Here is a 24,120-nt window from a genome sequence, read left to right as displayed (position 1 = left end):
CCTTGGGGGCGCGATAGCGCAACTGGCGGGCAGGCTGGGTGAGAAGGCGACGTACGACCAGTTCATGACGCGCGCGCAGAACTGGCAGAACCTCCTCGACCCCCAGACGCAGCGCATCCGTCCGCGCGGCCGCAACGGCTTCGACCGCGCCTTCGACCTCGGTGAGCGGGGCAACCAGTTCGAGCAGGCGACCGGTTACCAGTACGGCTGGATGGTCCCGCAGAACATCGGAACGCTGATCGAGAAGCGCGGCGGCATCGAACCGGTCACGCGCGACCTGGACGAGCACACCAGAGCCCTGGACGCGGGCGTCCACAACACCACGGGCGCCTACCTCTCCAACCAGCCGAGCTTCTCGATGCCGTACGTCTACAACTGGCTGCGCCAGCCGCACCGCACGTCGGAGGTGCTGCGCCGGGCGACGGACGAGATGTACGGCACGACGCCGTCGGGCCTGCCGGGCAACGACGACCTGGGCTCGCTGAGCTCCTGGTACGTATGGGCGAACCTGGGGATGAGCCCGGCGGTGTACGGCACGGCGAACCTGGTGCTGAGCTCGCCGATGTTCGACCGGATCGTGATCGACAGCGCCGACAGCGACCGCCGGATCACGGTCAAGGCCGAGGGCGCGTCGTCGGACAGGCCGTATGTGACGGGCCTGAAGGTCAACGGCCGCGCCACGACGAAGTCCTGGCTGAACGAGGACTTCGCGCGGGCGGGCGGCGAACTGACGTACACGATGGGCGGGGCCCCGGGTGCCTGGGGCACCGGCCCGGCCGACGTACCCCCCTCGTACACCGACGGCTCCGACGCCCGCAACAACATCGGCTCCACCCCCGACGGCCAGGGCAGGCTGGGCTCCCTCGAACTCAGCGACAACTCCGTCTCCCGCGAGAAGCTGGCGGCGGCGGGCGCGGCACCGGGGACGAAGCTGCCGCTCGGCGACACGGGCGTGACGTTCACCTGGCCGAAGGCGAAGCAGGGGCAGCCGGACAACTGGATCCCGCACGGCCAGCGGGTGAACCTCACCGGCGGTAACGGCAAGGGAAACAAGGCGACGGGCATCTGCTTCCTCGGCCTGGCGACGAACGGCCCCTCCCAGGGCCTGGCGAGTGTGGAGTACGAGGACGGCTCCACGCAGAACGTCGCGGTGCAGTTCACCGACTGGACGCCCGGCACCAACTACCTCTACGGAAACGTCCCGCTGGTGGCCACGGAGGGCCGCAACAAGGTGAACGGCACGTCGGACACGACGCGCACGGTGGTCTTCGGCACGGCCCCGCAGGTACTGGACGGCAAGAAGCGCGTCCGGTCGGTGGTCCTGCCCCAGGGCACGGACCGGGGCATCATGCACATCTTCGACGTGGCCCTGACGACCGACCCGGACCTGGAAGCACCGGGCGTGGTCCCGGAGCGCATCGTCCTCACCCCGACGGCGACCCCCGCCACCTCCCAGGCGGTGACATGGCGGACAGGCAGCGGCACGACGCAGGGCGAGGCACGGTACCGCCAGGCGGGCTCCGACTCGGCCTGGAAGAAGGCGAAGGCGACGCCGAACGAGGAACTGCTGAGCAACGGCGTCCCGACCCGCACGCACTCGGCGGTGATGGAGGGCCTGAAGCCGGGGACTAGGTACGAGTACCGCGTGGGCACGGGAACCAGGTCGAGCGGCACGTACGTGTTCACCTCGGCCGGCAGACCGGGCGAGGAGTTCACGTTCCTCTACTTCGGCGACGCCCAGAACGACCTGAAGGCGAAGTGGGCCCCGGTCGTCGCCCAGGCGTACGAGCGCTTCCCGCAGGCGATCGGCAGTGTCAACGCGGGCGACCTGGTGGACTCGGGCGGCAACGCGGGCCAGTGGGACGAGTGGTTCGGCGCGATGAACGGCCGCAGCCAGACGACGAACGTGATCGCGGCACCGGGCAACCACGAGTACAACGCGGACCTGTTCCTGAAGACGTGGAAGTCCACGTTCGCGTACCCGGCCAACGGCCCGACCGCCCTACCGGCAAAGGACGACACCGGCGCGGAACGCCAGAGGGCGGCATACGAGACCCACATGGCACAGTCGCTCGCGGAGACGGCCTACTACACGGACTACCAGGGAGTCCGCTTCATCACCCTCAACGCGAGCACGCACGACGCGCGCGCGTTGATGACCCCACCTGACCTTCCTCCCTGCTCGGCCGGCTGCCCGGACCCGCAGAGGCTCTGGCTGGACCTCCAGGCCCGCTGGCTGGACCACATCCTGGCGAACAACCCCAACAAGTGGTCGGTGGCCACCTTCCACCAGCCGGTCTTCTCCGCAGCGACGGGCCGCGACGAGAAGCCCGTCCGCGACGCGTGGCTCCCGGTCTTCCAACGTCACGACATCGACCTGGTCCTGATGGGCCACGACCACGTCTACGCCCGCGGCTACGTCAACACCGACGCCACGGACACCCCGGGCGTGACGACGGGCCCGGTCTACGCGGTCTCGCTGGCCGGCCCGAAGTACTACGAGCTCTCCCCGCCCGACGACAACGTCTGGACCCGCAACGGCGCCACCCAGGTGGCCCGCGAAGCCCACACATCAACGTTCCAGGGCATCACGGTCACCCGGAACACGATCCGCCACGAGGCGGTGGTGGCGGCCAGGTGGGACGACCGGTCGTCGACGGACAAGGAGGTGGGGGAGACCCTGGACGCGTTCACGATCACAAAGACCGACACGGGCGTGAAGTACGTGACGGAGGACGGGGTGGGGGTGCCGGGGGGCCGCTAGCGGACTCGTCCTGTGGGTACGCCCGTCCACCGGCCGACGGGCGTACCCCCCAGGACGCCTGTGTCTCGGGTCGGCGCGGAGGCTCAGCCGTGCCGCAGCCGGGCGTCGTAGCCGCGCTTGGACAGCGGGTCGGCGCCCGGATCACGGACTCGCCGCCTTCCGGCCGATACGCCCGCCCCGGCCGCCGTGGGGCAGTTCACGGCGGCCGGGGCGGTCGGTGCAGCAGACGGTGCGGATCAGCCCGGCAGCCCCAGCTCCCGCGCGATCAGCATCCGCTGGACCTCGCTCGTGCCCTCGCCGATCTCCAGGATCTTCGAGTCGCGCCACATCCGTGCCACCGGGTACTCGTTCATGAAGCCGTAGCCGCCGTGGATCTGGGTCGCCTCGCGGGCGTTGTCCACCGCGACCGTGGAGGAGTACAGCTTCGCGATCGCCGCCTCCTTCTTGAACGGTTCGCCCGCCACCAGGCGCGAGGCCGCGTCGCGCCAGCCCACGCGGGACATGTGGGCGCGCATCTCCATGTCGGCGATCTTGAACTGGATGGCCTGGTTGGCGCCGATCGGCTTGCCGAAGGCGTGGCGCTCGGCCGCGTACTTCACCGACTCGTCCACGCAGCCCTGGGCCAGGCCCGTGGCCAGGGCGGAGATGGCGACCCGGCCCTCGTCCAGGATGCGGAGGAACTGGGCGTAGCCACGGCCCTCTTCGCCTAGGAGGTTCGCCGCCGGGACGCGGACGTCGGCGAAGGAGAGCTCGCGGGTGTCCGAGGCGTTCCAGCCGACCTTGGAGTAGGGGGCCGCGACCGTGAAGCCGGGGGTGCCGGAGGGGACGATGATCGCGGAGATCCTCGGGCGGCCGTCCGCCTTGCGGCCCGTGACGGCGGTGACCGTCACCAACTCCGTGATGTCCGTACCCGAGTTGGTGATGAAGCACTTCGAGCCGTTGATCACCCACTCGTCGGTCGCCTCGTCCAGCACCGCCGTCGTCCGCGTGCCGCCCGCGTCCGAGCCGCCGTCCGGCTCGGTCAGGCCGAACGCGCCCAGTGCCTCGCCCGCGCAGAGCTTCGGCAGCCACTGGCGCTTCTGCTCCTCCGTGCCGAAGAGGTGGAGCGGCATCGCGCCCAGGGAGACTCCGGCCTCCAGGGTGATCGCCACCGACGAGTCGACCCGCGCCAGCTCCTCCAGGGCGATACCGAGCGCGAGGTAGTCGCCGCCCATGCCGCCGTACTCCTCCGGGAACGGCAGCCCGAACAGGCCCATCCGGCCCATCTCGCGCACGATCTCGTAGGGGAACTCATGGCGCTCGTAGAGGTCGCCGATCTTCGGCGCGACCACGTCGTGCGCGAACTCCTCGACTGTGCGGCGCAGTTCCTCGTGTTCGGCGGTCAGTCGGTGGTCCAGGGACATGGGGTCACTCACTCCTTGTGGGAGGGGGAGGAAGGGGGAGGGGTCAGGGCGCGGACCGTGCGGGATGGGCTCGGTCGGCCCAGGTGTTCGGCCAGCCAGGCGCTGGTGGCGGTCAGGGCGTCCAGGTCGACGCCTGTCTCGATGCCCAGGCCGTTCAGCATCCAGACCAGGTCCTCGGTGGCCAGGTTGCCCGTGGCGCTCTTCGCGTACGGGCAGCCGCCCAGGCCGCCGGCCGAGGCGTCGACCGTGCTCACGCCGTGCTGGAGCGCCGCCAGGGTGTTGGACAGCGCCTGGCCGTACGTGTCGTGGAAGTGCACGCCGATGGAGGAGGTCGGCACGCCCCTCTCGTTCAGCGCCGTCAGCAGCGCTGTCACGTGCCCCGGCGTCGCCACCCCGATCGTGTCGCCCAGCGACAGCTCGTCGCAGCCCAGGTCCATCAGGGCCTTCGCGACCCTGACCACCTGCGCCACCGGAACCGCACCCTCCCACGGGTCACCGAAGCACATCGACAGGTACCCGCGCACCTGCGCCTTCTCCGCCTTCGCGCGGGCCACCACCGGCTCGAACATGGCCAGCGACTCGTCGACCGTGCGGTTCAGGTTGCGCGACGCGAACGTCTCCGTGGCCGAGCCGAACACCGCGATCGACCGGGCCCCGAGCGCCAGCGCCCGGTCCAGGCCGCGTTCGTTCGGCACGAGGACCGGGAGGGATACGTCACCCACGTCGGCGATCTCCCCCAGGAGGGCGAACAGCTGCTCGGCGTCGGCCAGTTGGGGCACCCACTTCGGGTGCACGAAGCTCGTCGCCTCGATGGTCGTCAGACCCGCCACGGCCAGCCGGCGGATGAACTCCGCCTTCACCGGCGTCGGGACGGTCTCCTTCTCGTTCTGGAGGCCGTCACGGGCGCCCACCTCGTGGATGCGGACCCGGGCCGGCAGACCGGGGGCCGGGACCGTCATGGGGAGCGTGGTCATGAGTCCTCCCGAGGCGCGACCACCGCCAGGATCTGGTCCATCGCCACCGTCGCGCCCGCCGTGACGTCCAGCTCCGTCACCGTCCCCGCGTGCGGTGCGGAGACCATGTGCTCCATCTTCATCGCCTCCACCACGAGCAGGCTCTGGCCTGCCTCCACCTCGTCCCCGACGGCCACCTTCACCACCGTGACCGTGCCCGGCATCGGGGCCGCCAGCGTGTCCGCCCCGCTCCGGCCCGCCCCGCTCAGGGACGCCTCCACCGGGTCGTGGTCCTGGACGTGCCAGGTGTCGCCGTCCTTGCCGAGCCAGTCGCCCGAGCGGTGGAAGTGGCCCATCGCGCCGTCGAGTTCGACCGTGACCCGGTCGGCCGTGACCGTCGCGCCGGGCGGAGCCTCGTACGTCACCGGGTCCGTGCCCGACACCCGTAGCGGGAACGCCGGCGGCGTCCGCACCCCTCCCGTACGCCATCCGCTCGGCACCGAGAACGGGTCCGTCCAGCCCTCCGCGTCCGGCCGGGGCGCCAGAGCGTCGAGGCGGACCGCCGCCGCAGCCGCGTACACCTCGTCCGGAACCCCGTCCGGCACCAGGTCCTCCGCCTCGCGCTCCACCAGCCCCGTGTCCAGGTTGCCGGAGACCACGTCCGGGTGGGCCAGCAGGCGGCGCAGGAAGCCCGCGTTGGTCGGGACGCCCAGGATCACCGTGTCCCCCAGGGCCGCCCGCAGCTTGCGGATGGCGGTCGCGCGGTCGGGGCCGTACGCGATGACCTTCGACAGCATCGGGTCGTACAGGCTGCCCACCGGAACGCCCTCGCTCAGCCCCGAGTCCGTCCGCACCCCGCCGCCCTGCGGCTCGCGCAGCGCCAGCACCGTACCGCCGGAGGGCAGGAAGCCGCGGGAGGGGTCCTCGGCGCAGACGCGGGCCTCGATCGCCCAGCCGGTCAGAGTGATGTCCTGCTGGCTGTACGGGAGTTGCTCGCCCGACGCCACCCGCAGCTGCCACTCCACCAGGTCCAGGCCGGTGATCAGCTCGGTGACCGGGTGTTCCACCTGGAGGCGGGTGTTCATCTCCATGAAGAAGTACGAGGCCGGGTCGTTGCCCGGGACGATGAACTCCACCGTCCCCGCGCCGACGTAACCGCAACTGCGCGCCGCCTGCACGGCCGCCTCGCCCATGGCCGCCCGGGTCTCCTCGTCGAGGAGGACGCTCGGTGCCTCCTCGATGATCTTCTGGTGGCGGCGCTGGAGCGAGCACTCGCGCTCGCCGAGGTGGATCACGTTGCCGTGGGCGTCGGCCAGCACCTGGATCTCGATGTGGCGCGGGCGGTCGATCCACCGCTCCACGAGGAGGGTGTCGTCGCCGAAGGAGGCCCGGGCCTCGCGCCTCGCCGCCGCGATCTCCTCCGCCAGCACCGCCGCGTCACGGACCAGGCGCATGCCCTTGCCGCCGCCGCCCGCCGAGGGCTTGAGGAGGACCGGGGTGCCGATCTCCTTTGCCGCTTCCTCCAGTTGGGCGTCCGTGAGACCGCTGCCGGAGGAGCCGGGGACCACCGGGACGCCGTACGCCGCGACCGTCTCCTTCGCCCGGATCTTGTCGCCCATGAGCGAGATCGCGGAGGCGGGCGGGCCGATGAAGACCAGGCCCGCCTCCGTGCAGGCCTGCGCGAACTCCGCGTTCTCCGCCAGGAATCCGTAGCCGGGGTGGACCGCCTGCGCCCCCGTGCGGCGGGCCGCTTCGAGGAGCGCCGGCACGTTCAGATAGCTCTCGGACGCGGGCGGCGGGCCGATCCGTACCGCCGTGTCCGCCTCCCGCACGTGCCGGGCGTCCGCGTCCGCGTCGCTGAAGACCGCGACCGAGCGCACCCCCAGCTCGCGCAGGGTCCGGATCACCCGGACGGCGATCTCGCCGCGGTTGGCGACCAGCACGGTGTCGAACATCGTCGTCATCTGTTCCTCACATCCGGAAGACGCCGAAGCCGGGACCGGCCGGGTCCTTCTGGGGCAGCGGGGCGTTGGCGCAGGCCGTGAGGGCGAGGCCCAGCACCTGCCGGGTGTCCACGGGGTCGATCACGCCGTCGTCCCAGAGCCGGGCGGTGGCGTAGTACGCGTTGCCCTGGGTCTCGTACTGGGCGCGGATCGGGGCCTTGAACGTCTCCTCGTCCTCGGCGCTCCACTCGTCGCCCAGCTGGTCGCGCTTGACGGTGGCCAGGACGGAGGCCGCCTGCTCGCCGCCCATCACGGAGATCTTGGCGTTGGGCCACATCCACAGGAAGCGCGGGCTGTACGCCCGGCCGCACATCGAATAGTTGCCCGCGCCGTACGAACCGCCGACCACGACCGTCAGCTTCGGGACGCGGGTGGTGGCGACCGCCGTGACCATCTTGGCGCCGTGCTTGGCGATGCCGCCGTGCTCGTAGTCCTTGCCGACCATGAAGCCGGAGATGTTCTGGAGGAAGACGAGCGGGATGCCGCGCTGGTCGCACAGTTCGATGAAGTGCGCGCCCTTCTGAGCCGACTCGGCGAACAGGATGCCGTTGTTCGCGACGACGCCCACCGGGTGGCCGTGGATGCGGGCGAAGCCGGTGATCAGCGTCGTGCCGTACTCCGCCTTGAACTCCTGGAACCGCGAGCCGTCCACCACCCGGGCGATCACCTCGCGTACGTCGTACGGCGTGCGGGAGTCCACCGGGACCGCCCCGTACAGCCCTGCCGGGTCGACCTTCGGCTCCTCGGCCGGCTCCACCGGCCAGGGCAGCGGGGCGCGGTCCGGGAGGGTCGCGACGATGTTGCGGACGATGCGCAGGGCGTGCGCGTCGTCCTCCGCGAGGTGGTCGGTGACGCCGGAGATCCGGGAGTGGACCTCGCCGCCGCCCAGCTCCTCCGCCGTGACGACCTCACCGGTCGCGGCCTTCACCAGCGGCGGCCCGCCGAGGAAGATCGTGCCCTGGTCGCGCACGATCACGGCCTCGTCGCTCATCGCCGGGACGTAAGCCCCGCCCGCCGTGCAGGAGCCCAGCACCGCCGCGATCTGCGGAATGCCCGCCGCCGACATCCGGGCCTGGTTGTAGAAGATCCGGCCGAAGTGGTCCCGGTCGGGGAACACCTCGTCCTGCATCGGGAGGAACGCGCCGCCCGAGTCGACCAGGTAGAGGCAGGGGAGACGGTTCTCCAGCGCCACTTCCTGCGCGCGCAGGTGCTTCTTCACGGTCATCGGGTAGTACGTGCCGCCCTTGACGGTCGCGTCATTGGCGACGATCACGCACTCCCGGCCCGAGACCCGGCCGATCCCCGCGATCACACCGGCGGCCGGGGCCTGGTCCCCGTACATCCCGTTCGCTGCCAGCGGGGCCAGCTCCAGGAACGGCGAACCCGGGTCGAGGAGCGTGTCCACCCGGTCCCGGGGGAGCAGCTTGCCGCGCGCCTCGTGGCGGGCCCGCGCCTTCTCACCCCCGCCCAGCCGTGCCGTGGCGAGGTGCCCCGCCAGCTCGTCGGAGAGCGCGTGATGCGCCGCCTCGTTGGCCTGCCAGGCCTCCGAGGCGGGATCGGCCGCGCTCGCCAGGACCGGTGCCTGCTGCATCGTGTCGAGCCCCCTTGCCCGTACCGCGATCGTGTCCGTGGTGTCCGTCGCTCTGTTAATGACCGTTAACGCGTTTCCCTCAGGTTAACGAGCGCTAACGACCCTGTCTAGAATGAATCCTCATGAGCACCCATGCCACCGCCCGCGTCGCGGCCCCCACCCGCCGCGAGCAGATCCTGCGGGAGGCCGCACGCCTCTTCGCCGAGCGCGGCTTCCACGGTGTCGGCGTCGACGAGATAGGCGCCGCGGTCGGTATCAGCGGCCCCGGTCTCTACCGCCACTTCCCCGGCAAGGACGCGATGCTCGCCGAGCTGCTGGTCGGCATCAGCGAGCGGCTGCTGGAGGGCGGCCGGCTGCGCGTGTCGGAGGACGCGGCCGGGGGCGACGGCTCCCCGGAGGCCCTCCTGGACGCGCTCATCGAGGGCCACATCGACTTCGCCCTCGACGACCGCCCCCTCATCACCCTCCACGACCGCGAGCTGGACCGGCTGCGCGACACGGACCGCAAGCGGGTGCGCCGCCTCCAGCGGGAGTACGTCGAGGTCTGGGTGGGCGTCGTGCGCGCCCTCTACCCGGGCCTGCCCGAGAGCGAGGCCCGCCTCACCGTGCACGCCGTCTTCGGCCTGCTGAACTCCACCCCGCACCTGGCCCGCCCGGAGGCCCGCCCCGGCCGGGAGGCCACCGCCGCGCTGCTGCACCGGCTGGCGCGCGGGGCGTTCGCAGCGGCCGTGGACCCCGCTGCGGTGACGGTACCGGACCCCTCCTGAACAGGAGTTTCGTCTGCTGGGCAACCCCGGCCGCGCTCTTCACGTCTGTCCGGTCGGTACGAGAGAGCGAGCAGGACGAAGAGAGTGCGGGGGAGCCTGACCATGGCCGTCACGCTGGGCGAAGAGATCATGCTGCTGTCGCTGGACGACGAGACCGGCGCGGCGAAGGGGGAGTCGGCGGCGCGCTGGGGCGTGGCCGCGGGCATGCTCCTGGAGCTGGTGATGGCGGGCCGGGTCACGGTGAGGAGCGGGTGCGTCGAGGTCTTCGACCCGACCCCGACGGGCGACGCCCTCCTCGACGGCCGGCTCGACCGTCTGGTGCGCTGGGTCCACGGGGCCTCCAGCAGCCGCAAGGTGGTCGACTGGCTGACCCGTGAGCACGTCAAGGGCTCGCAGGACGTCGTGGACAGCCTCTGCGCCCGTGGCCTGGTGACCGAGGAGCGGCACCGGGCCCTCGGCGTCTTTCCGGTGCGCCGCTACCCGGAGGCCGACGGTTCCGTCGAACGCGAGCTGCGGGCGCGGCTCGCCGCGGTGGTGCCGGGCGGGGCCGAGCCGGACGCCCGCACGAGCGCCCTGGTGGCCCTGGTGCACGCCACGGGGATGCACCCGCAGGCCTTCCCGGGTCTGCCGAAGAAGCAGGTGGCCCCGCGTATGTCGGAGATTGCCGATGGCCACTGGGCGGGTGTGAGCGTACGGGAGGCGATCCGCAACCTTCAGGCGGCGATCTCCACGGTGACTGTGGTTACGGTGCTCTCCGTGGTGCCGTAGGTGTGGTTGCGGGGGCAGGGGCGGGGCCGTGTCCGGGCCCGGGCCACCCCCGTACTTCCGGAAAAGCGTTCGCCCCCTTCCCGGGCGAAAGGCGATACTTCCGGTGCCCGGACAGGGCCGCACCGCGCGACGGTGCGGCGCCGGGCCCCGGCCGACCGTGTCGTACGACCGTCGGCCCGCACGGCGGCTCGCGCGGGTCCCCGGGTAACGGGGGAGGGACCCGCGTGTGGCCGATGTGCCGTACGTCCCGGCGGCCGGGGCTGCTCGTCTCTCAGGCCGCAGTCAGGTGGGTCTGCGCCCAGGTGGCGAACGTGGTCACCGGAACCCCGAGCGCCAGGGCGAGTTCGGGGCGGGCCGGCTGGAGGACGGCGTTGCTCCAGACGTGTCCGGCGCCCCACGCGGGCATGCCCGCCGCGAGCGCCTCGTCGAGGGTCATCGACGGCGCCTCCACCGGAACGCCCCACGCGGTGGACAGCGTCCGGGCGACCTCCTCCATGGTGAGCAGTTCACCGGCGAGCTCCAGCTCCACCTCGTGGAAGCGCTCGGGCTCCTGAACGGCGTGGGCGACGGCCGCGCCGATGTCCTCCGTCGCCACCAGCGCCAGGGTCGTGTCCGGCTGAATGACCGTCGCCAGGCCGCCTTCCGGCCCGTGGGGCGCCAGTTGGGGCAGGTTGTCCATGAAGAAGGCGGGCTTGATCACGGTCCAGCGGGCGAAGCCCGCCCCGCGCACCCTCTCCAGGATCGCCTGCTTGGTGGTGAAGTAGCCCTCCATGGCCGCCCAGCGGCCTTCCGCCCAGCCCGGCGTCTCCGTGTGCCGCCCGACCCCGCTGGTCGAGGACTGCACGAACTGGTCCACGCCCGCGGCCCGCGCCGCCTCGATCAGGTTGGCCGCCTGGGCCAGCTCCGCCGCGAAGTCGGGGCCGGCCTCGCTCATCGGCGGCATCTGCACCGAGAACACGGCGCGGACGCCCGCGCAGGCCGGGTCCAGCGAGGTCCGGACGGAGAGGTCTCCGGTGACCAGCTCGACGCCCAGCGCCTCGACGGCCTTCGCGCGCGGCGCGTGCGGGTCGCGTACCAGCGCGCGCACCGGCACACCGGCGGCCAGCAGGGCTCGGGTGACCGCCCCGCCCTGGCGTCCGGTGGCGCCGGTGACCAGAACGGGGGCAGTGGGTGATGCCATGGCCGTGTCTCCTCAGGGGTCGGGAACTGCGCAGCGCAGGGGGCGGCGCAGCTGGGGAACACAAAACGGTGGGGCCCGCCGTTTCGTCTTCGCTACGATATGGCGGGGCCCACCACTTAGCAAGGAGAGGCAGGAGAGCACGTGACCGGTCAGCGCTCGGACGCCCGCCGCAACTACAGCCGCATCCTCGCCGTGGCCGAGGCGGAGGTGGCCCGGCACGGCGCCGCGGCCTCGCTGGAACAGGTCGCCCGTACCGCTGGCGTCGGCTCCGCCACCGTGCGCCGCCACTTCCCCACCCGGCAGGCCCTGCTCGAAGCCGTCTTCCAGGAACGCATCCAGGCCCTCTGCCGGCGTGCCGACGAGCTGACCCGGGCCGACGACAGCCGGGCCGCGCTGCTGGAGTGGCTCCACGACCTGGTGAAATACGCCGTCTCCGCCCGGGGACTCGCCGACGCCCTCACGTACGAGCCCCCCACCGATGACCCCGCGCAGCACTCCTGCGGTGCCGCGCTCGAAGCCGCGGCCGCCCCCCTGCTCCACCGCGCCCTGCGCGACGGGACGGTCAGGCCGGGCGTCACCTTCCACGACCTGATCACCCTCGCCGTCGGCATCGCCCTGGCCACCGAGCACCACACCGAACCGGCGATCCAGGCCGACCGCCTCTTCACCCTCGCCGTCGAGGGGCTCAGCCCGAGCGGCCGACCGGGCCCGAGTCCGGGTCCGGGCCGCTGACCGGCCCCGATCCGCTGACCGATCCCAACCCCGATCCCTTCGCCGACACCCTCACCCGATCGACCCGCATCGCACGCCCCGGCTCCGTCTCCGGCCCTGCCGTCGCGCCGTCCGCGGCCGGCAGCTCGCCGCCGATCGCCACGTTCAGGATCAGGAACACCCCGTGGTCCACCGCCCGCTTCCAGGTCCCGGCGTCCATCTGCCCGGCGGTCACCCGGTGGTACGCGCGGCCGTCCAGATACCAGCGCACCTCACCCGCCCCGAGGTCCACCTCCACCGCGTACGCGTGGAACTCCGTACGGCAGGTCGCGCACGCCCGCGGGCCCGACGTCAGGCCCACCGGCTCCTCGCACGGCCCGCCCTCCAGCACCCCGCAGTGCATCGAACCGAACACGGTGTCCCGGCCGTTGACGGACTCCATGATGTCCAGCTCGCCGACGCCCGGCCACCCCGTGTACCCGTCGCGGAGCGGGGCGCCCAGGGTCCAGAACGCGGGCCAGTACCCCGCCGCCTCCGGCCCGGTCACATCCGGCAGCGCGATCGACGCCTCGATCCGCAGCACTCCGCCGGGCGGCGGTGCGAAGTCGGAACGTACGGTCTCGATCCGGCCCGAACTCCACTGCCCGCCTTCCCTGGTGGGGACGATCTCCAGTGCGCCCTTCCCGTCGAGGCGGACGTTGTCCGTCGAGTCGGTCATGGTCTCGATCTCGCCGGTGCCCCACTGCGGGGCCGGGCAGCCGGGGTAGCAGGTCCCCACGTCGTACTGCCAGTCGGCGGGGGAGGGGCGGCTGCCCGCCGGGCCCTCGAAGTCGTCCCGCAGCAGCTCGGTCCAGCCGTCGGCTCCGGGGGCCGACGGGGTCGCGGCCGCCGGCAGTGCGCCCGCCTCCGTCAGCAGCCGCTCCAGCCTCGGGGTCAGCACGATGGCCGCGACATCGGTGAGGTGGGCGTCGTCCCGGTAGAGCAGGATGCGCTCCCGTACGGCCGGGCAGGCCGGGCCGTCGCCCGGGCAGAGGACCGGGTTCACGCTGATCGACCGTACGCCCGGCACCGCCCCCGCCGCGATCCTCCGCGCCAGCGGATCGGCCGGAACCGCCTCCGCCCGCTTGAACGCACAGGCGGCCGCATCGTCCGGAGCGCCCGAGACACACGCCGGGATGTCCGTACCGGGTACGGGGGTGTCCTCGATGTACACGATCGGGGCACCGGTCTCCCGCAGCGGCTTGAGGGTCCTCTCCCATGCGGCGGCGAGGAGCTGGCGGTCGGTGGTGTAGCGGTTGAGCGAGGCGATCACGATGAGCCGGGGCTTGGGCCCCGTACGGAGACGGTCCAGGGCGTCCGCACGCCAGACGTCGCACTCGCGGTAGGCGCGGCCCAGTTGCGGGCTGTCCACCGCCAACTGCGGCAGAGGGCAACCCTGCTTGACCAACTCCTGGAGCGCCCAGCCCCGTTGGGCGGCCAGTGCCAGCAGCGGCGAGAACCACTGGCCCGCGTGCGAGTCGCCGAGCAGCACGATCCGGTCCGGGCTCGCCACCGCGCCGAACAGGCATTTCGGGCTGTGGGTCACCTCCGGGGCGACCTGGCAGTTCCGGTCCGGCGGGAAGTTCCTCCGGGCCTGGGCCGGGTTCGGCACCACCGGCCCGTCCCCTGCGGCGGTCGCGAGCAGCGAGGGCCCGGAGGTGGCGCCGGGCGGGAGCCCCTTGACGTCGACCGGGGTGTCGGGGCCCATCAGGTGCAGCGTCGCCGTGCCCACCACCAGGGCCAGCGCGACCGGCAGCACGATGGCGCAGACGCCCACCGCCAAGCCGCGGCGCGGGAGTTCGGAGACCGTACGGCTGCGACGCAGCGGCTGTTCCACCCAGCGCATCGTGGCGAGTGCGGGCGCCACGGCGGCCAGGGTGAGCGCGGTCCTCGCCGGCCAGCCGAGTGTGCCGAGCCGGGCCTCGGCGAGGACGAGCACCGGCCAGTGCCACAGGTACAGGTTGTACGAGAGCCGCCCCACCGCCCGGGGCGCGCGCCCGGCCAGCAGCCGCCCGACCCCGTACGCACCCTGGGCGTTCCGCTCGCCCCGTCCCGGTATCGCCGCGAGGATCACGGCGGCGGTGGCCAGGGTCGGGACGAGCGCCGCGTAGCCGGGGTACGGCGTCGAGGGGTCGTACGCCACCACGCACCAGCCGATCGCCACCGCCCCGCCCCAGCCACACAGCAGCCGCAGCGGACGCGGCCCGCTCAGCAGGTGCCACGGCAGCAGCGCGAGCAGCGCCCCCACGCCGAACTGCCAGACGCGCGACGGCGTTCCGAGGTACGCGAGCGAGACCGAGTGCTCCGTCCAGTGCAGCGACAGCGCGAACGAGCCGAGGACCAGCACCCCGGTGACCAGCGCCACCACCGACCGCACCGCCCGCCCCCGACGGACCGCACCCGTGGCGCAGAGGGCCACCACCGCGAGGAGCGGGGCCCAGACCAGGTAGAACTGCTCCTCCACGGCGAGCGACCAGAAGTGCAGCAGCGGGCTCTGGTCGTGTCCGGCCGCGAGGTAGTCCGTCTGCTGGGAGACGAAACGCCAGTTGGCGAGCGAGAGCGCCGCCGCGAGGACGTCGTACTCCAGGTCCGTGCGGCGCAGCGGTACGGTCAGCCAGGCCCCGGCCACCGCGAGCACCACGGCGGCGGAGGGCAGCAGGCGCCGGGCCCGGCGGGAGAAGAAGTCACCGAGCCGGATCCGGCCGGTGCTGATGGCCTCACGGGCCAGCAGGCCGGTGATCAGGTAGCCGGAGATGACGAAGAAGACGTCCACCCCGACGAACCCGCCGGCCAGGCCCGGGATTTCGGCGTGGAAGGCGAGGACCGCGAGGACGGCGACCGCGCGCAGCCCCTCGATGTCGGGCCGGAACGTGGACCGGTGCGGGCTGGGCCCGGACTCGTCGCCGGAACGGCGGGCGGGCGGCGCGGGCGGTGGCGCGGACGCCGGTGCTGAGCGCTTTCGGTGCACCGGCCCGGGAGCCTTCCGGCGCGGTCCGGGAGCAAGGAGGAAGGGCATGGTGGTTCGGCCTTTCAGCACGGCTCAACCCGACCAGGGGAGCATGGGGTTGACCCATCCCGAGGCGAGCAGACCGGTGAGCAGGAGGACGGCGGAGGCGGCGAGGGTCTCGGGCCAGCGGCGGGGCAGCATGCCGGCGGGGGAGGGCAGGCCCGCCAGGAAGACGCGGACACCCGCGCCGCGCGGCTTCGGGACGTCCTCGTCCCGCGCCCCCGGCCGCAGCTCGGCCGAGAGATCACGTACCAACGGCACATTGATCTGGAGCTGCACCAACAGGTAGAGGAAGAGCCCCCAGTTGGGACCCCACCCGTTACGGGCCACCGCCAGCGCGATCCCGGCCGCCGCCGCCCCGTTGGAGAGGACGAGCCAGGCCAGCGAGACGCCCACCACCCGGCGGGCCATCCCGCCCGAACTCCCCTTGCTCCGGACCCCCGTGGGCACCCAGGCGGCGCTGCGCCCCCGCAGGGTGTGCCAGAACGCGGTCGCTGCGGCCACGCTGGTGAGGACGTTGGCCCGGACCACCTCGACCCGCCACCGGGTCCGGCTGACCCGGGGCAGCAGGACGTGCCAGAGCCAGAGCGGGGCGAGCAGCGGCAGCACGTGCCAGGGCCGGATGTGGTCCGGATACCAGAACATCATCACCAGCGGCGGCAGCGGCGCGGCGAAGGTGTTCACGGCCGTGGTGAGGTACCCGACGACACCCTCGTAGAAGCAGAGCCGCATCCGCCAGGGCGCGCGCATCCGCTTCAGCACGGGCGTACCGAGGAGGTGCAGGTTGCCCATCGCCCACCGGTACTGCTGGTTGACGAAGGAGGTGACCTCGTCGGGCGAGGTGCCCTTGGCGACCAGGACGGGGACGTACTGGGTGCGGAACCCCCGCTCGTGCAGGGCGAGTCCGGTGTACAGGTCCTCGCTGTGGTCGAGGCGGGCGAAGCCGCCCGCCAGGTCGATCGCGCGGCGCCGGTAGACGGCGTTGGAGCCGCAGCAGATGGCCGCGTCGCTGGCGTCCCGGGACGGCTGTATCCAGCGGAAGAACCACTCCTGCGCCGAGCCGGCGGCGCGCTGGATCCACCCCATCGACTCGTCGGTGTCGAAGCACTGGGGGCTCTGCACGATGCCGACGGCGGGGTCGGAGAGATACGGAACGAGGTGGCGCAGGAAGTCCGGGCGGGGCGCGAAGTCCGCGTCCAGGATCGCGATGAACTCCGAACTGCTCAGCGTCAGAGCGTGGTTGAGGTTGCCCGCCTTCTTCAGGTGCCCCCGGTCGGGCCGGACGGCGTACTCGTAGCCGTACGAGGCGGCCAGTGCCGCGACCTCGGGCCGGTCGCCGTCGTCCAGCACCCAGACGGTCAGCGCACCCGGCCACTCCACGGCACGGACCGCGCGGTAGGCGTTGGCGAGGACCGGGAGCGGTTCGCCGCAGGTCGGCAAGTACAGGTCCACGGTGGGGAGTTCGGCGGGGGCCCAGGCGTGGACGAGGACCTCGTGCGACGCCCGGGTCAGCCGGCGCTGACGCAGGCTGTTCACCGAGGAGAGCGCCAGCGCCACGACGTTGAGCCCGAGGATCGCGAGGAACGCCCACAGGGCCGGAGTCCGTAACGCGAAGGCGAACATGGTGGCCGCGGTGAAGACGAACGCCAGCGAACTGCTCACCAGGACCCAGCGGCGCTGCGGCCCGAAGTACCAGTAGAGCTCGTCGTCGGACGGTGGTTGCGGAAGGTGGTGCACGGTCATGAAGCCCCCCACGGCTGCACATATACCCGTTTCCATGCCTGTTTCGGCACTCGATCCAGGTGGCCCACCCTAGCGCCAAAGGTATAGACCACTTGCGCGAGACCGCGACAACGGGCGGATTGAGACAGGGATTGGCGTGGTTCGATTGGTCCAGACCTCTGGGTGCTCCCATTCGAGCCGCCGCCCTGTCCGGACGAGGAAGGACCAGGTCACGTGGGGGTGAACAGTCCCCGAAGACTTGCGGGGCCGAGGAGGGAACCGTCCGGCGGAAGGCTTGCGGGGCCGAGGAGAGAACCGTCCGGCGTACGGGACAGCAGGCACGCCCCGCACCCCGGGCGGCACAATGGGTTCATGCCGATACCCAGCCGCGCCGCCCTCGTCGACCACCTCGTCCGTTCGCGTATCGCGGGGGACGTCGCCACCCCGCGCGACAACAACCTCTCCCACTACCGCAAGCTCGCCAACGGCGACCGCCACTACTGGCTGGGCCTGGAGCTCGGCGACCGGTGGACCGACGAGCAGGACGTGCTCGCGGTGATGGCCGAGCGCTGCGGAGTGAACGACGACCCGGCGCACCGTACGGGCCAGGACACCATCGACCCCGAGCTGACGGTCGACGCGCTGGAGCGGATGGCGGCCCGCCTGCGCAAGGCCGCCGAAGGTCGCGAGCGGGTCCTCTTCGCCACCGGACACCCCGGCGGCCTGCTGGATGTGCACCGGCAGACGGCGGACGCCCTGCGCCGGGCGGGCTGCGAGATCGTCCGCATCCCCTCCGGGCTGATCGCGGACGAGGGGCTGGTCGTCCAGTTCGCCGACGTCGCGATGCTGGAGCGCGGGGCGACGCTCTGGCACACCCACTCCCCGGCCCCGATGGCGGCCATCCTCGACGCCATGGCCCACCTGGGCCGCCCGCTGCCCGGCCTCGTCGTCGCGGACCACGGCTGGGCGGGGTGTGCGGGCCAGCGTGGAGTGGACGCGATCGGTTACGCGGACTGCAACGACCCCGCCCTCTTCCTCGGCGAGTCGGAGGGCACCCTCCAGGTCACCGTCCCGCTGGACGACCACGTCACCGACCCGCGCTTCTACGACCCGATGACGGACTACCTGCTGCACGCGGCCGGGCTGCTCGAGGACGAGCCCCCGTCGGTGTCCGCCGAGGAGCCCGCCGCGTAGGGAACGGGACCGCCGTGAAGACGAAGGCGGTGGCGGAGCGGACGCCGCAGGGCGTGAAGGACGTGACGGGCAGGAGAGGGCGGTCAGGGCGGTAGCACGTCGGGGCGCGGGGTGTCAGAACCTGTCGTGCGTCAGGGGCCGTAGGGCGTCAAGGCCGCCTCAGGGCCCGCCGCGCCGCTCCCGCCGCTCCCGCTGTTCGCGCCCCGGGGTCGGGTCCAGATACACCCGCCGCACCGACGGGAACCGCTCTCTCAGCCGCGCCTCCGCCTCCTCGCAGGCCCACTCGACCTCCTCGGCGGTCGCCATGTCCCGGAAATCGACCTTCGCCGCGATCAGGATCTCGGCCGGCCCCTGGATGAGCGTGGTCAGTTCCAGTACGTCGACGATGTGCGGGACCGACTTCAGCTCCTCGCGCACCCCCGCCCGCACCGCCGGGGGCAGCGGCCGCCCGATGAGCAGCTGCGCGTTGGACCGGCCGAGCACCCAGGCCACGTACACCAGCAGCAGGCCGATCAGGCAGGACGCGATCCCGTCCCAGACCCCGGACCCCGTCAGCTGCCCGCCGAGCAGCCCGCCCGCCGCCAGCAGCAGCCCGACCAGGGCCGCCGAGTCCTCCATGACGACGGCCTTCACGGCGGTGTCGGGGGTGTGGCGCAGGTAGTACGCGTCCGGCACCCGAAGCCGCGACGCCTCGCGCCGCACCTGTTTGACGCCGGTGCGCAGGGAGTACCCCTCCAGCAGGAAGGCCACGCCGAGGACGATGTACGAGACCAGGGGGTCGCCCAGCTCCTCGCCCGTGACCAGGGTGTGCACCCCGTCGTAGATCGAGAAGACGGCACCGCCGACGAAGGTGGCGATGGAGGCGAGCATGGCCCAGATGTACCGCTCGGGGCCGTAACCGAGGGGGTGGTCCTCGTCGGCCGGCTTCTCGCTCCGCTTGAGCGCGGTGAGGAGCATGACCTCGGTGACGGTGTCCGCGACCGAGTGGGCGGCCTCGGAGAGCATCGCGCTGGACCCGCTGATCAGCCCGGCCACGGCCTTCGCCACGGCGATGCCGAGGTTGGCGAGGGCCGCCACGATCACCGTGGAGGTGGACTCCCCGCCGCCGGTCCCGCTCGTGGCTTTCGCGTCACTCATGGTGGGGAGTATGTCCGACATGCGGCCTCAGGCGAGGCTCATCCCGCCGCCGGTCCCCGGGGAACCCGGACGACACCCTCCTGGATGACGGTGATCGCGAGGCGCCCGTCGGCGGTGTAGATCCGGGCCTGGCCCAGGCCCCGCCCGCCGGAGGCCGACGGCGACTCCTGGTCGTACAGCAGCCACTCGTCCGCCCGGAACGGCCGGTGGAACCACATCGCGTGGTCCAGGCTCGCCCCGACCACGTCCCCGACCGCCCAGCCGCCCCGCCCATGGGCCAGGAGCACCGAGTCCAGCAGTGTCATGTCGGAGACGTACGTGGCCATGCAGACGTGCAGCAGCGGGTCGTCCGCGAGCTTGCCGTTGGTCCGGAACCAGACCTGCGAACGCGGCTCGCGCGCCTGGCCCACCGTGCCGAACGGCGGCGCGTCCACATACCGCAGGTCGACGGCGGCCCGCGCCTCGACCAGCCGGTCCACCATCCCCGGATCGCTGAAGCGGTCCGCGTACCGGGGCAGCATCTCGGCGGCCGTGGGCAGCGTCTCCGGATCGGGGGAGGCCGGCATGTCCGCCTGGTGCTCCAGCCCTTCCTCGTACGTCTGGAAGGACGCGGAGAGATGGAAGATCGGCTGCCCGTGCTGGACGGCGACGACCCGGCGGGTGGTGAAGGACTTCCCGTCGCGGATGCGGTCGACGCTGTAGACGATGGGCGCGCCCGGGTCCCCGGCGCGCAGGAAGTACGCGTGCAGGGAGTGGGCACCCCGGTCCGCCGGGACCGTCCGGCCCGCGGCGACCAGCGCCTGGGCCGCGACCTGCCCGCCGAACACCCGGGGCACGACCGCGCTGCGGCTCGTGCCCCGGAAGATGTCCCGCTCGATCGGCTCCAGGTCGAGGAGATCGAGAAGGGAATCGAGTGCTGCGCTCATGGAGAGAACGTAGTCCTTACCGAAGCGGCTGTTGAAGTGTTCACAGCCCCATCGACTTGGCGATGATCGACTTCATGACCTCGCTGGTGCCGCCGTAGATGCGGTTGACGCGGTTGTCCGCGTACAGGCGGGCGATCGGGTACTCGTTCATGAAGCCGTAGCCGCCGTGGAGCTGGAGGCAGCGGTCGATCACGCGGTGCGCGACCTCGGTGCAGAACAGCTTGGCGGAGGCGGCCTCGGCCGCCGTCAGCTCACCGGCGTCCAGCGCCTCCAGCGCGCGGTCGGCGACGGCCTGGGCCGCGTCCACCTCGGCCTGGCAGGCGGCCAGCTCGAACTTGGTGTTCTGGAAGGAGGCGACGGTCTTGCCGAAGACCGTGCGCTCCTGGACGTACTCCTTGGCGAACCGGACGGCGGCCGCGGCCTGTGCGTACGCACCGAAGGCGATGCCCCAGCGCTCGGAGGCCAGGTTGGTGCCGAGGTAGCCGAAGCCCTTGTTCTCCTCGCCGAGGAGGTCCTCGGCCGGGACCTTGACGTCGACGAACGCCAGCTCGGCGGTGTCGGAGGTCTTCAGGCCGAGCTTGTCCAGCTTGCGGCCGACCGAGTAGCCCTCGGACTTGGTGTCGACGGCGAAGAGGGAGATGCCGAAGCGGCGGTCGTCCTCGCGCGGGGCGGCGGTACGGGCGCAGACGATCACGCGGTCGGCGTGGACGCCACCGGTGATGAAGGTCTTGGCGCCGTTGAGGACGTAGTGCGTGCCGTCCTCGGAGAGCTTGGCGGTGGTCTTCATGCCCGCGACGTCGGAGCCGGTGCCGGGCTCGGTCATCGCGAGGGCCCACATCTCCTCGCCCGTCGCGAACTTCGGCAGCCAGCGCTTCTTCTGCTCGTCGGTGGCGAGCATCTTGACGTACGGGAGGCCGAGCAGCGTGTGGACGCCGGAGCCGCCGAAGGAGACACCGGCGCGGGCCGTCTCCTCGTAGATGACGGCCTCGTACTTGTGCGAGTCGATGCCCGCGCCGCCGTACTCCTCGTCCACCTCGATGCCGAAGATGCCCAGCTCACCGAGTTTGAGGTAGAACTCGCGCGGCACCTGACCCGCGGCGAACCACTCGTCGTACACCGGCACGACCTCGGCGGCGATGAAGGCGCGGATGGTCTCCCGGAACGCCTCGTGGTCCTCGTTGAATACCGTACGGCGCACGGGGTGCCTCCTCGATCGGCTGAAGTGTTCGTCGGCGGACGTCTGCGCTCACCGGGCATGGCTAAGCGCTTGCTCATTCCCCTTCGAAGTTACCGGTCGGTCACGGAGCTGTCCAGGGTGATGCTGAGCACGCGGGAGCGGGCCGGACGGGGGCGTTGTCAGTGGAGTGGGGGAGGATCGTGTCAGTGCGTCGGGGAGAGCGCACGGGCACAGGAGGTGGGGCCGTCGTGGCGATCGCGAACCGGCAGGTGGCGGAGTACCCGTTCCTGCTTGCGCTGTACGAGGACGACTACTTCCCGGACCAGGTCCTGGACCGGGGCAGGGCGGTGCTGGTGCGCCTGTGCGAGCGGATCGAGGCCGAGCGGCCGACGGACCTGGCGGCGCTGTACCGGCTGACGGAGGGGGCGACGGAGGAGTTCAACGCCCTGGAGGCGGAGTTCGAGGCGGCGGGCAGCGAGATCGAGACGGTGGCGCGCGAGGAGATAGGCGAGGCGTTCTGGTTCATCGCGCAGGCGTACGGCTTCGAGGACGCGGACGCGGAGGAGCTGATCGCGGCCCGGGAGTGGTGAGGCCGGCTGCCGGGGGCGCGGCGAGTGGGAACCGGCGCCGGGCGCGGGTAGGGTCCTCAGTCCTCAGTCCTCAGTCCTCATGCCGAGTCCCAGTACGCGCTGCCGGGCGGTGCCTCGGAGTCGCGCCGGTCCGTGGAGGGCGCCTCGGGGGCGTGTCGGCCGGAGTCGAGCGGTTCGGTGTCCCCGGGGTCCGGGTGTCCTGAGGCCTCTTCGCCGGAGTCCGAGGCCGGCGGTTCTGCGGAGCTCCGGTCCGGTGCGGGCCAGCCCGGGTGTCCCCGGCCGCCGTCCGGTGGATCGTCGGCGCTGCGGCCCCGCCGCCCCGGTCGGCTCCGCCTGCGCGGAGTGAGGTGGTCTCGCAGCCGGGACTTCGGCGGCGCACCATCGGCGCGCAGGGCCAGGAGCGCCGACCGGATGGCCTCCATGGCGTCGGCGAGCCGGCTCCGTGCTTCCGGAGTGATCCGTGCCAGGACGAGCACCAGCCGCTCCTCGCGCAGAAATCGCAGCCGATCGAGGTGCGCCCGCCCCTGCGGGGTGAGGCGCAGCTCCACCTCGCGCCGGCTGGCGGCGCTGGAGGATCTCCGTACGAAACCGATGGCTTCCAGCCGGTCGCACAGCCGGCTCACCGACGAAGGGGCCGCGGCAAGTTCCGCGCCGAGCTGCCGCAGGTTGATGCCGTCACGCTGCTCCAGTACGTACAGCACGCGCAGCTGCGGGGCGGACACCGAAGCCGCGAACGACGCGTCGGGAACGCGTGTCCAGTAGACCTCCAGCAGCTCGATGACCCCACGCATGGCCCGCGCCACGTCATGGAGCTTCCTGTCGTGGCCGGAGTGCTCTGTGCCCATGCTGGAACACCCTTGGTCGAACTCGGTCTGCTTGCAACGCTCCCGAACCGCGTCGCCTCGTCCAGCACGGCGGCGGCGCAGCTCAGAGCACGTCTTTTCCTAGCGTTCACGCAAATCGCGCTCCGAAACCCCCGACTTTCCTTCAGCCCTCGAACGGCCCTCGAAGGTCTGCACCCAGGTCCGCGCCTCCGGGGCGCGCGGGCATATCGAATTCCCGCGAAACGACCCAAAAAACACCCCACTTCCTGGACATACGCCGAGCAGGCCAGGGCACGAGGCTGTCAGCGGTTGCTCAGGGAAAGGGCAGCTCGCCGGGATCACAGGTCACCCTGCCCAGCACGTAGCGCCCGGTCATCCGGAATTCCGAATGGGGCACGGTGGAATGCGCGCCTTCGGAGGCGAGCGGGCCGCACATAACGTCATTTGTCATGTTTGCCAGGTAACGAACCGAACGAAGGAGCTTTCCATGAGCGAGAACCTGTGGGGCTACCAGCCGACTGCCGGCCACACCGTTGGCACCGACCTGATCGGTTACAAGGTCGAGGCGACGGACGGCAGCATCGGCAAGGTCGACAAGCACTCCGACGACGTCACGTCCTCGTACCTGGTGGTCGACACCGGCGTATGGATCTTCGGCAAGCACGTCCTGCTCCCGGCGGGCACGGTGAGCCGGATCGACGCCGAGGACCAGAAGGTCTACATCGACCTCACGAAGGACCAGATCAAGGACGCCCCGGAGTTCGACAAGGACAAGCACGTCGGCGACGCGGACTTCCACCGCACGACGGGTGAGTACTACGGCCGTCACCGTCGGGTCTGATCCGACGGCATAAGCCGCACGGGCGGGGCGGGACGCGAACATCGCGTCCCGCCCCGCCCGTTGTTGAGCCGATCGAGAGGCAACCAGGACGCACCGAAGGATTTCTTACGGCTCGCGTTCCCTGAACGACTCGGAGACACGAGACGAAACCCACGCGGAGCAGAGCCCCCATGTACTGAGGGCCGCCGACCCGCTCCGTCCGTCCCGCTGGGCCCGGCTGCGGCCTTGCTCCTCGCCCTGACGAACTCGTGCACCGGTTCCGTATCGGGGAAAACGCCGCGACGGCCCCGAGGTGCGGCGCGGCCGAAGGGGGCGACCGGCTGTTCCCGGCGCTGGGCGACGGCGGCTACGACATGGCGCGCTACGGCCTGACCCTGCATGGCGTGCCCGAGGCCAACTACCTGAAGGGCGCGGCTGTCATCACCGCACGGGCCACCCAGGACCTGAGCCGCTTCGACCTCGACCTCTCAGGGCTATGGGCAACGTGAGCTGTACCGGACGAACGCCGGCAGTCACGTCCGGC

At 71.8% G+C, this 24,120-nt stretch carries 18 protein-coding genes and 1 pseudogene; 8 read left to right on the top strand and 11 right to left on the bottom strand.

All coding sequences use genetic code 11. The features are described 5' to 3' along the window. Positions 1-10: 10 nt before the first annotated feature. A pseudogene (locus D6270_RS11085) lies at positions 11-2,764 on the top strand (glycoside hydrolase domain-containing protein); the annotation flags it as partial. Between the two features lie 236 nt (positions 2,765-3,000). Here the strand turns inward: D6270_RS11085 and D6270_RS11080 are convergent. From D6270_RS11080 to D6270_RS11065, 4 genes are read right to left on the bottom strand one after another with little or no spacing between them, the layout of a single operon-like run. Then, a complete protein-coding gene (locus tag D6270_RS11080; protein WP_109165561.1) occupies positions 3,001-4,167 on the bottom strand; it encodes an acyl-CoA dehydrogenase family protein in 1,167 nt (388 codons plus the stop codon). Positions 4,168-4,175: 8 nt separating this feature from the next. After that, a complete protein-coding gene (locus D6270_RS11075; protein ID WP_109165562.1) occupies positions 4,176-5,141 on the bottom strand; it encodes a hydroxymethylglutaryl-CoA lyase in 966 nt (321 codons plus the stop codon). Further along, a complete protein-coding gene (locus D6270_RS11070; RefSeq protein WP_109165563.1) occupies positions 5,138-7,084 on the bottom strand; it encodes an acetyl-CoA carboxylase biotin carboxylase subunit in 1,947 nt (648 codons plus the stop codon). Before D6270_RS11070 ends, D6270_RS11075 begins: the two co-directional genes overlap by 4 nt. Positions 7,085-7,091: 7 nt before the next feature. Then, on the bottom strand, positions 7,092-8,714 hold the full coding sequence (locus D6270_RS11065; RefSeq protein WP_109165564.1) for a carboxyl transferase domain-containing protein: 1,623 nt from the start codon (positions 8,712-8,714) through the stop codon (positions 7,092-7,094). A 122-nt stretch (positions 8,715-8,836) separates the two neighbouring features. Between D6270_RS11065 and D6270_RS11060 the strand changes: the two genes are divergently transcribed. Both D6270_RS11060 and D6270_RS11055 read left to right on the top strand, forming a co-directional pair. Beyond that, entirely contained in the window at positions 8,837-9,481 is a 645-nt protein-coding gene (locus D6270_RS11060) for an SACE_7040 family transcriptional regulator (protein WP_109165565.1), read from the top strand. Between the two features lie 102 nt (positions 9,482-9,583). Continuing rightward, entirely contained in the window at positions 9,584-10,249 is a 666-nt protein-coding gene (locus D6270_RS11055; RefSeq protein ID WP_109165566.1) for a GOLPH3/VPS74 family protein, read from the top strand. Between the two features lie 271 nt (positions 10,250-10,520). Here D6270_RS11055 and D6270_RS11050 read toward each other — a convergent pair whose 3' ends face one another. After that, positions 10,521-11,429: an NmrA family NAD(P)-binding protein gene (locus D6270_RS11050; RefSeq protein WP_109165567.1), complete on the bottom strand. Its 909-nt coding sequence runs from the start codon at positions 11,427-11,429 to the stop codon at positions 10,521-10,523. A gap of 141 nt (positions 11,430-11,570) precedes the next feature. Here D6270_RS11050 and D6270_RS11045 point away from each other — a divergent pair, with 141 nt between their 5' ends. After that, positions 11,571-12,161, top strand: coding sequence for a TetR/AcrR family transcriptional regulator (locus tag D6270_RS11045; protein WP_109165568.1), 591 nt, complete (start codon positions 11,571-11,573; stop codon positions 12,159-12,161). Here D6270_RS11045 and D6270_RS11040 read toward each other — a convergent pair. Further along, positions 12,115-15,195, bottom strand: coding sequence for an acyltransferase family protein (locus tag D6270_RS11040; protein WP_109165569.1), 3,081 nt, complete (start codon positions 15,193-15,195; stop codon positions 12,115-12,117). The genes D6270_RS11045 and D6270_RS11040 overlap by 47 nt on opposite strands. Before the next feature lie 24 nt (positions 15,196-15,219). Beyond that, positions 15,220-16,929, bottom strand: a complete 1,710-nt coding sequence (locus tag D6270_RS11035; protein ID WP_109165570.1) for a glycosyltransferase family 2 protein — start codon at positions 16,927-16,929, stop codon at positions 15,220-15,222. 351 nt (positions 16,930-17,280) lie between these two features. Here D6270_RS11035 and D6270_RS11030 point away from each other — a divergent pair, with 351 nt between their 5' ends. After that, on the top strand, positions 17,281-18,102 hold the full coding sequence (locus D6270_RS11030) for a phosphatase (protein WP_109165571.1): 822 nt from the start codon (positions 17,281-17,283) through the stop codon (positions 18,100-18,102). Positions 18,103-18,261: 159 nt separating this feature from the next. On the opposite strand, the gene D6270_RS11025 is transcribed toward D6270_RS11030, so the two are convergent. From D6270_RS11025 to D6270_RS11015, 3 genes are read right to left on the bottom strand one after another with little or no spacing between them, the layout of a single operon-like run. Continuing rightward, positions 18,262-19,239, bottom strand: coding sequence for a cation diffusion facilitator family transporter (locus tag D6270_RS11025; protein WP_109167494.1), 978 nt, complete (start codon positions 19,237-19,239; stop codon positions 18,262-18,264). 38 nt (positions 19,240-19,277) lie between these two features. Continuing rightward, positions 19,278-20,165, bottom strand: coding sequence for an acyl-CoA thioesterase (locus D6270_RS11020; protein ID WP_109165572.1), 888 nt, complete (start codon positions 20,163-20,165; stop codon positions 19,278-19,280). A 40-nt stretch (positions 20,166-20,205) separates the two neighbouring features. Beyond that, positions 20,206-21,363, bottom strand: coding sequence for an acyl-CoA dehydrogenase family protein (locus D6270_RS11015; protein WP_031126112.1), 1,158 nt, complete (start codon positions 21,361-21,363; stop codon positions 20,206-20,208). 227 nt (positions 21,364-21,590) lie between these two features. Here D6270_RS11015 and D6270_RS11010 point away from each other — a divergent pair, with 227 nt between their 5' ends. Then, the gene (locus D6270_RS11010) at positions 21,591-21,932 is read left to right on the top strand and encodes a DUF5713 family protein (protein WP_109165573.1); all 342 of its coding nucleotides are present in this window, start codon (positions 21,591-21,593) and stop codon (positions 21,930-21,932) included. Between the two features lie 77 nt (positions 21,933-22,009). Here the strand turns inward: D6270_RS11010 and D6270_RS33960 are convergent, their stop codons facing one another. Then, on the bottom strand, positions 22,010-22,777 hold the full coding sequence (locus tag D6270_RS33960) for a MarR family winged helix-turn-helix transcriptional regulator (protein WP_391039462.1): 768 nt from the start codon (positions 22,775-22,777) through the stop codon (positions 22,010-22,012). A gap of 466 nt (positions 22,778-23,243) precedes the next feature. Here D6270_RS33960 and D6270_RS11000 point away from each other — a divergent pair, with 466 nt between their 5' ends. Both D6270_RS11000 and D6270_RS10995 read left to right on the top strand, forming a co-directional pair. Continuing rightward, positions 23,244-23,597, top strand: coding sequence for a PRC-barrel domain-containing protein (locus tag D6270_RS11000; protein WP_109165574.1), 354 nt, complete (start codon positions 23,244-23,246; stop codon positions 23,595-23,597). A 248-nt stretch (positions 23,598-23,845) separates the two neighbouring features. After that, positions 23,846-24,085, top strand: a complete 240-nt coding sequence (locus tag D6270_RS10995) for a hypothetical protein (RefSeq protein ID WP_109165575.1) — start codon at positions 23,846-23,848, stop codon at positions 24,083-24,085. The last annotated feature ends 35 nt before the right edge of the window (positions 24,086-24,120 follow it).

Origin of the sequence: Streptomyces griseus subsp. griseus, from assembly GCF_003610995.1 — a bacterium.
Lineage (GTDB): Bacteria > Actinomycetota > Actinomycetes > Streptomycetales > Streptomycetaceae > Streptomyces.
Note: the sequence above shows the minus strand (reverse complement) of the source record. Positions and strands in the feature narration are given on the sequence as shown.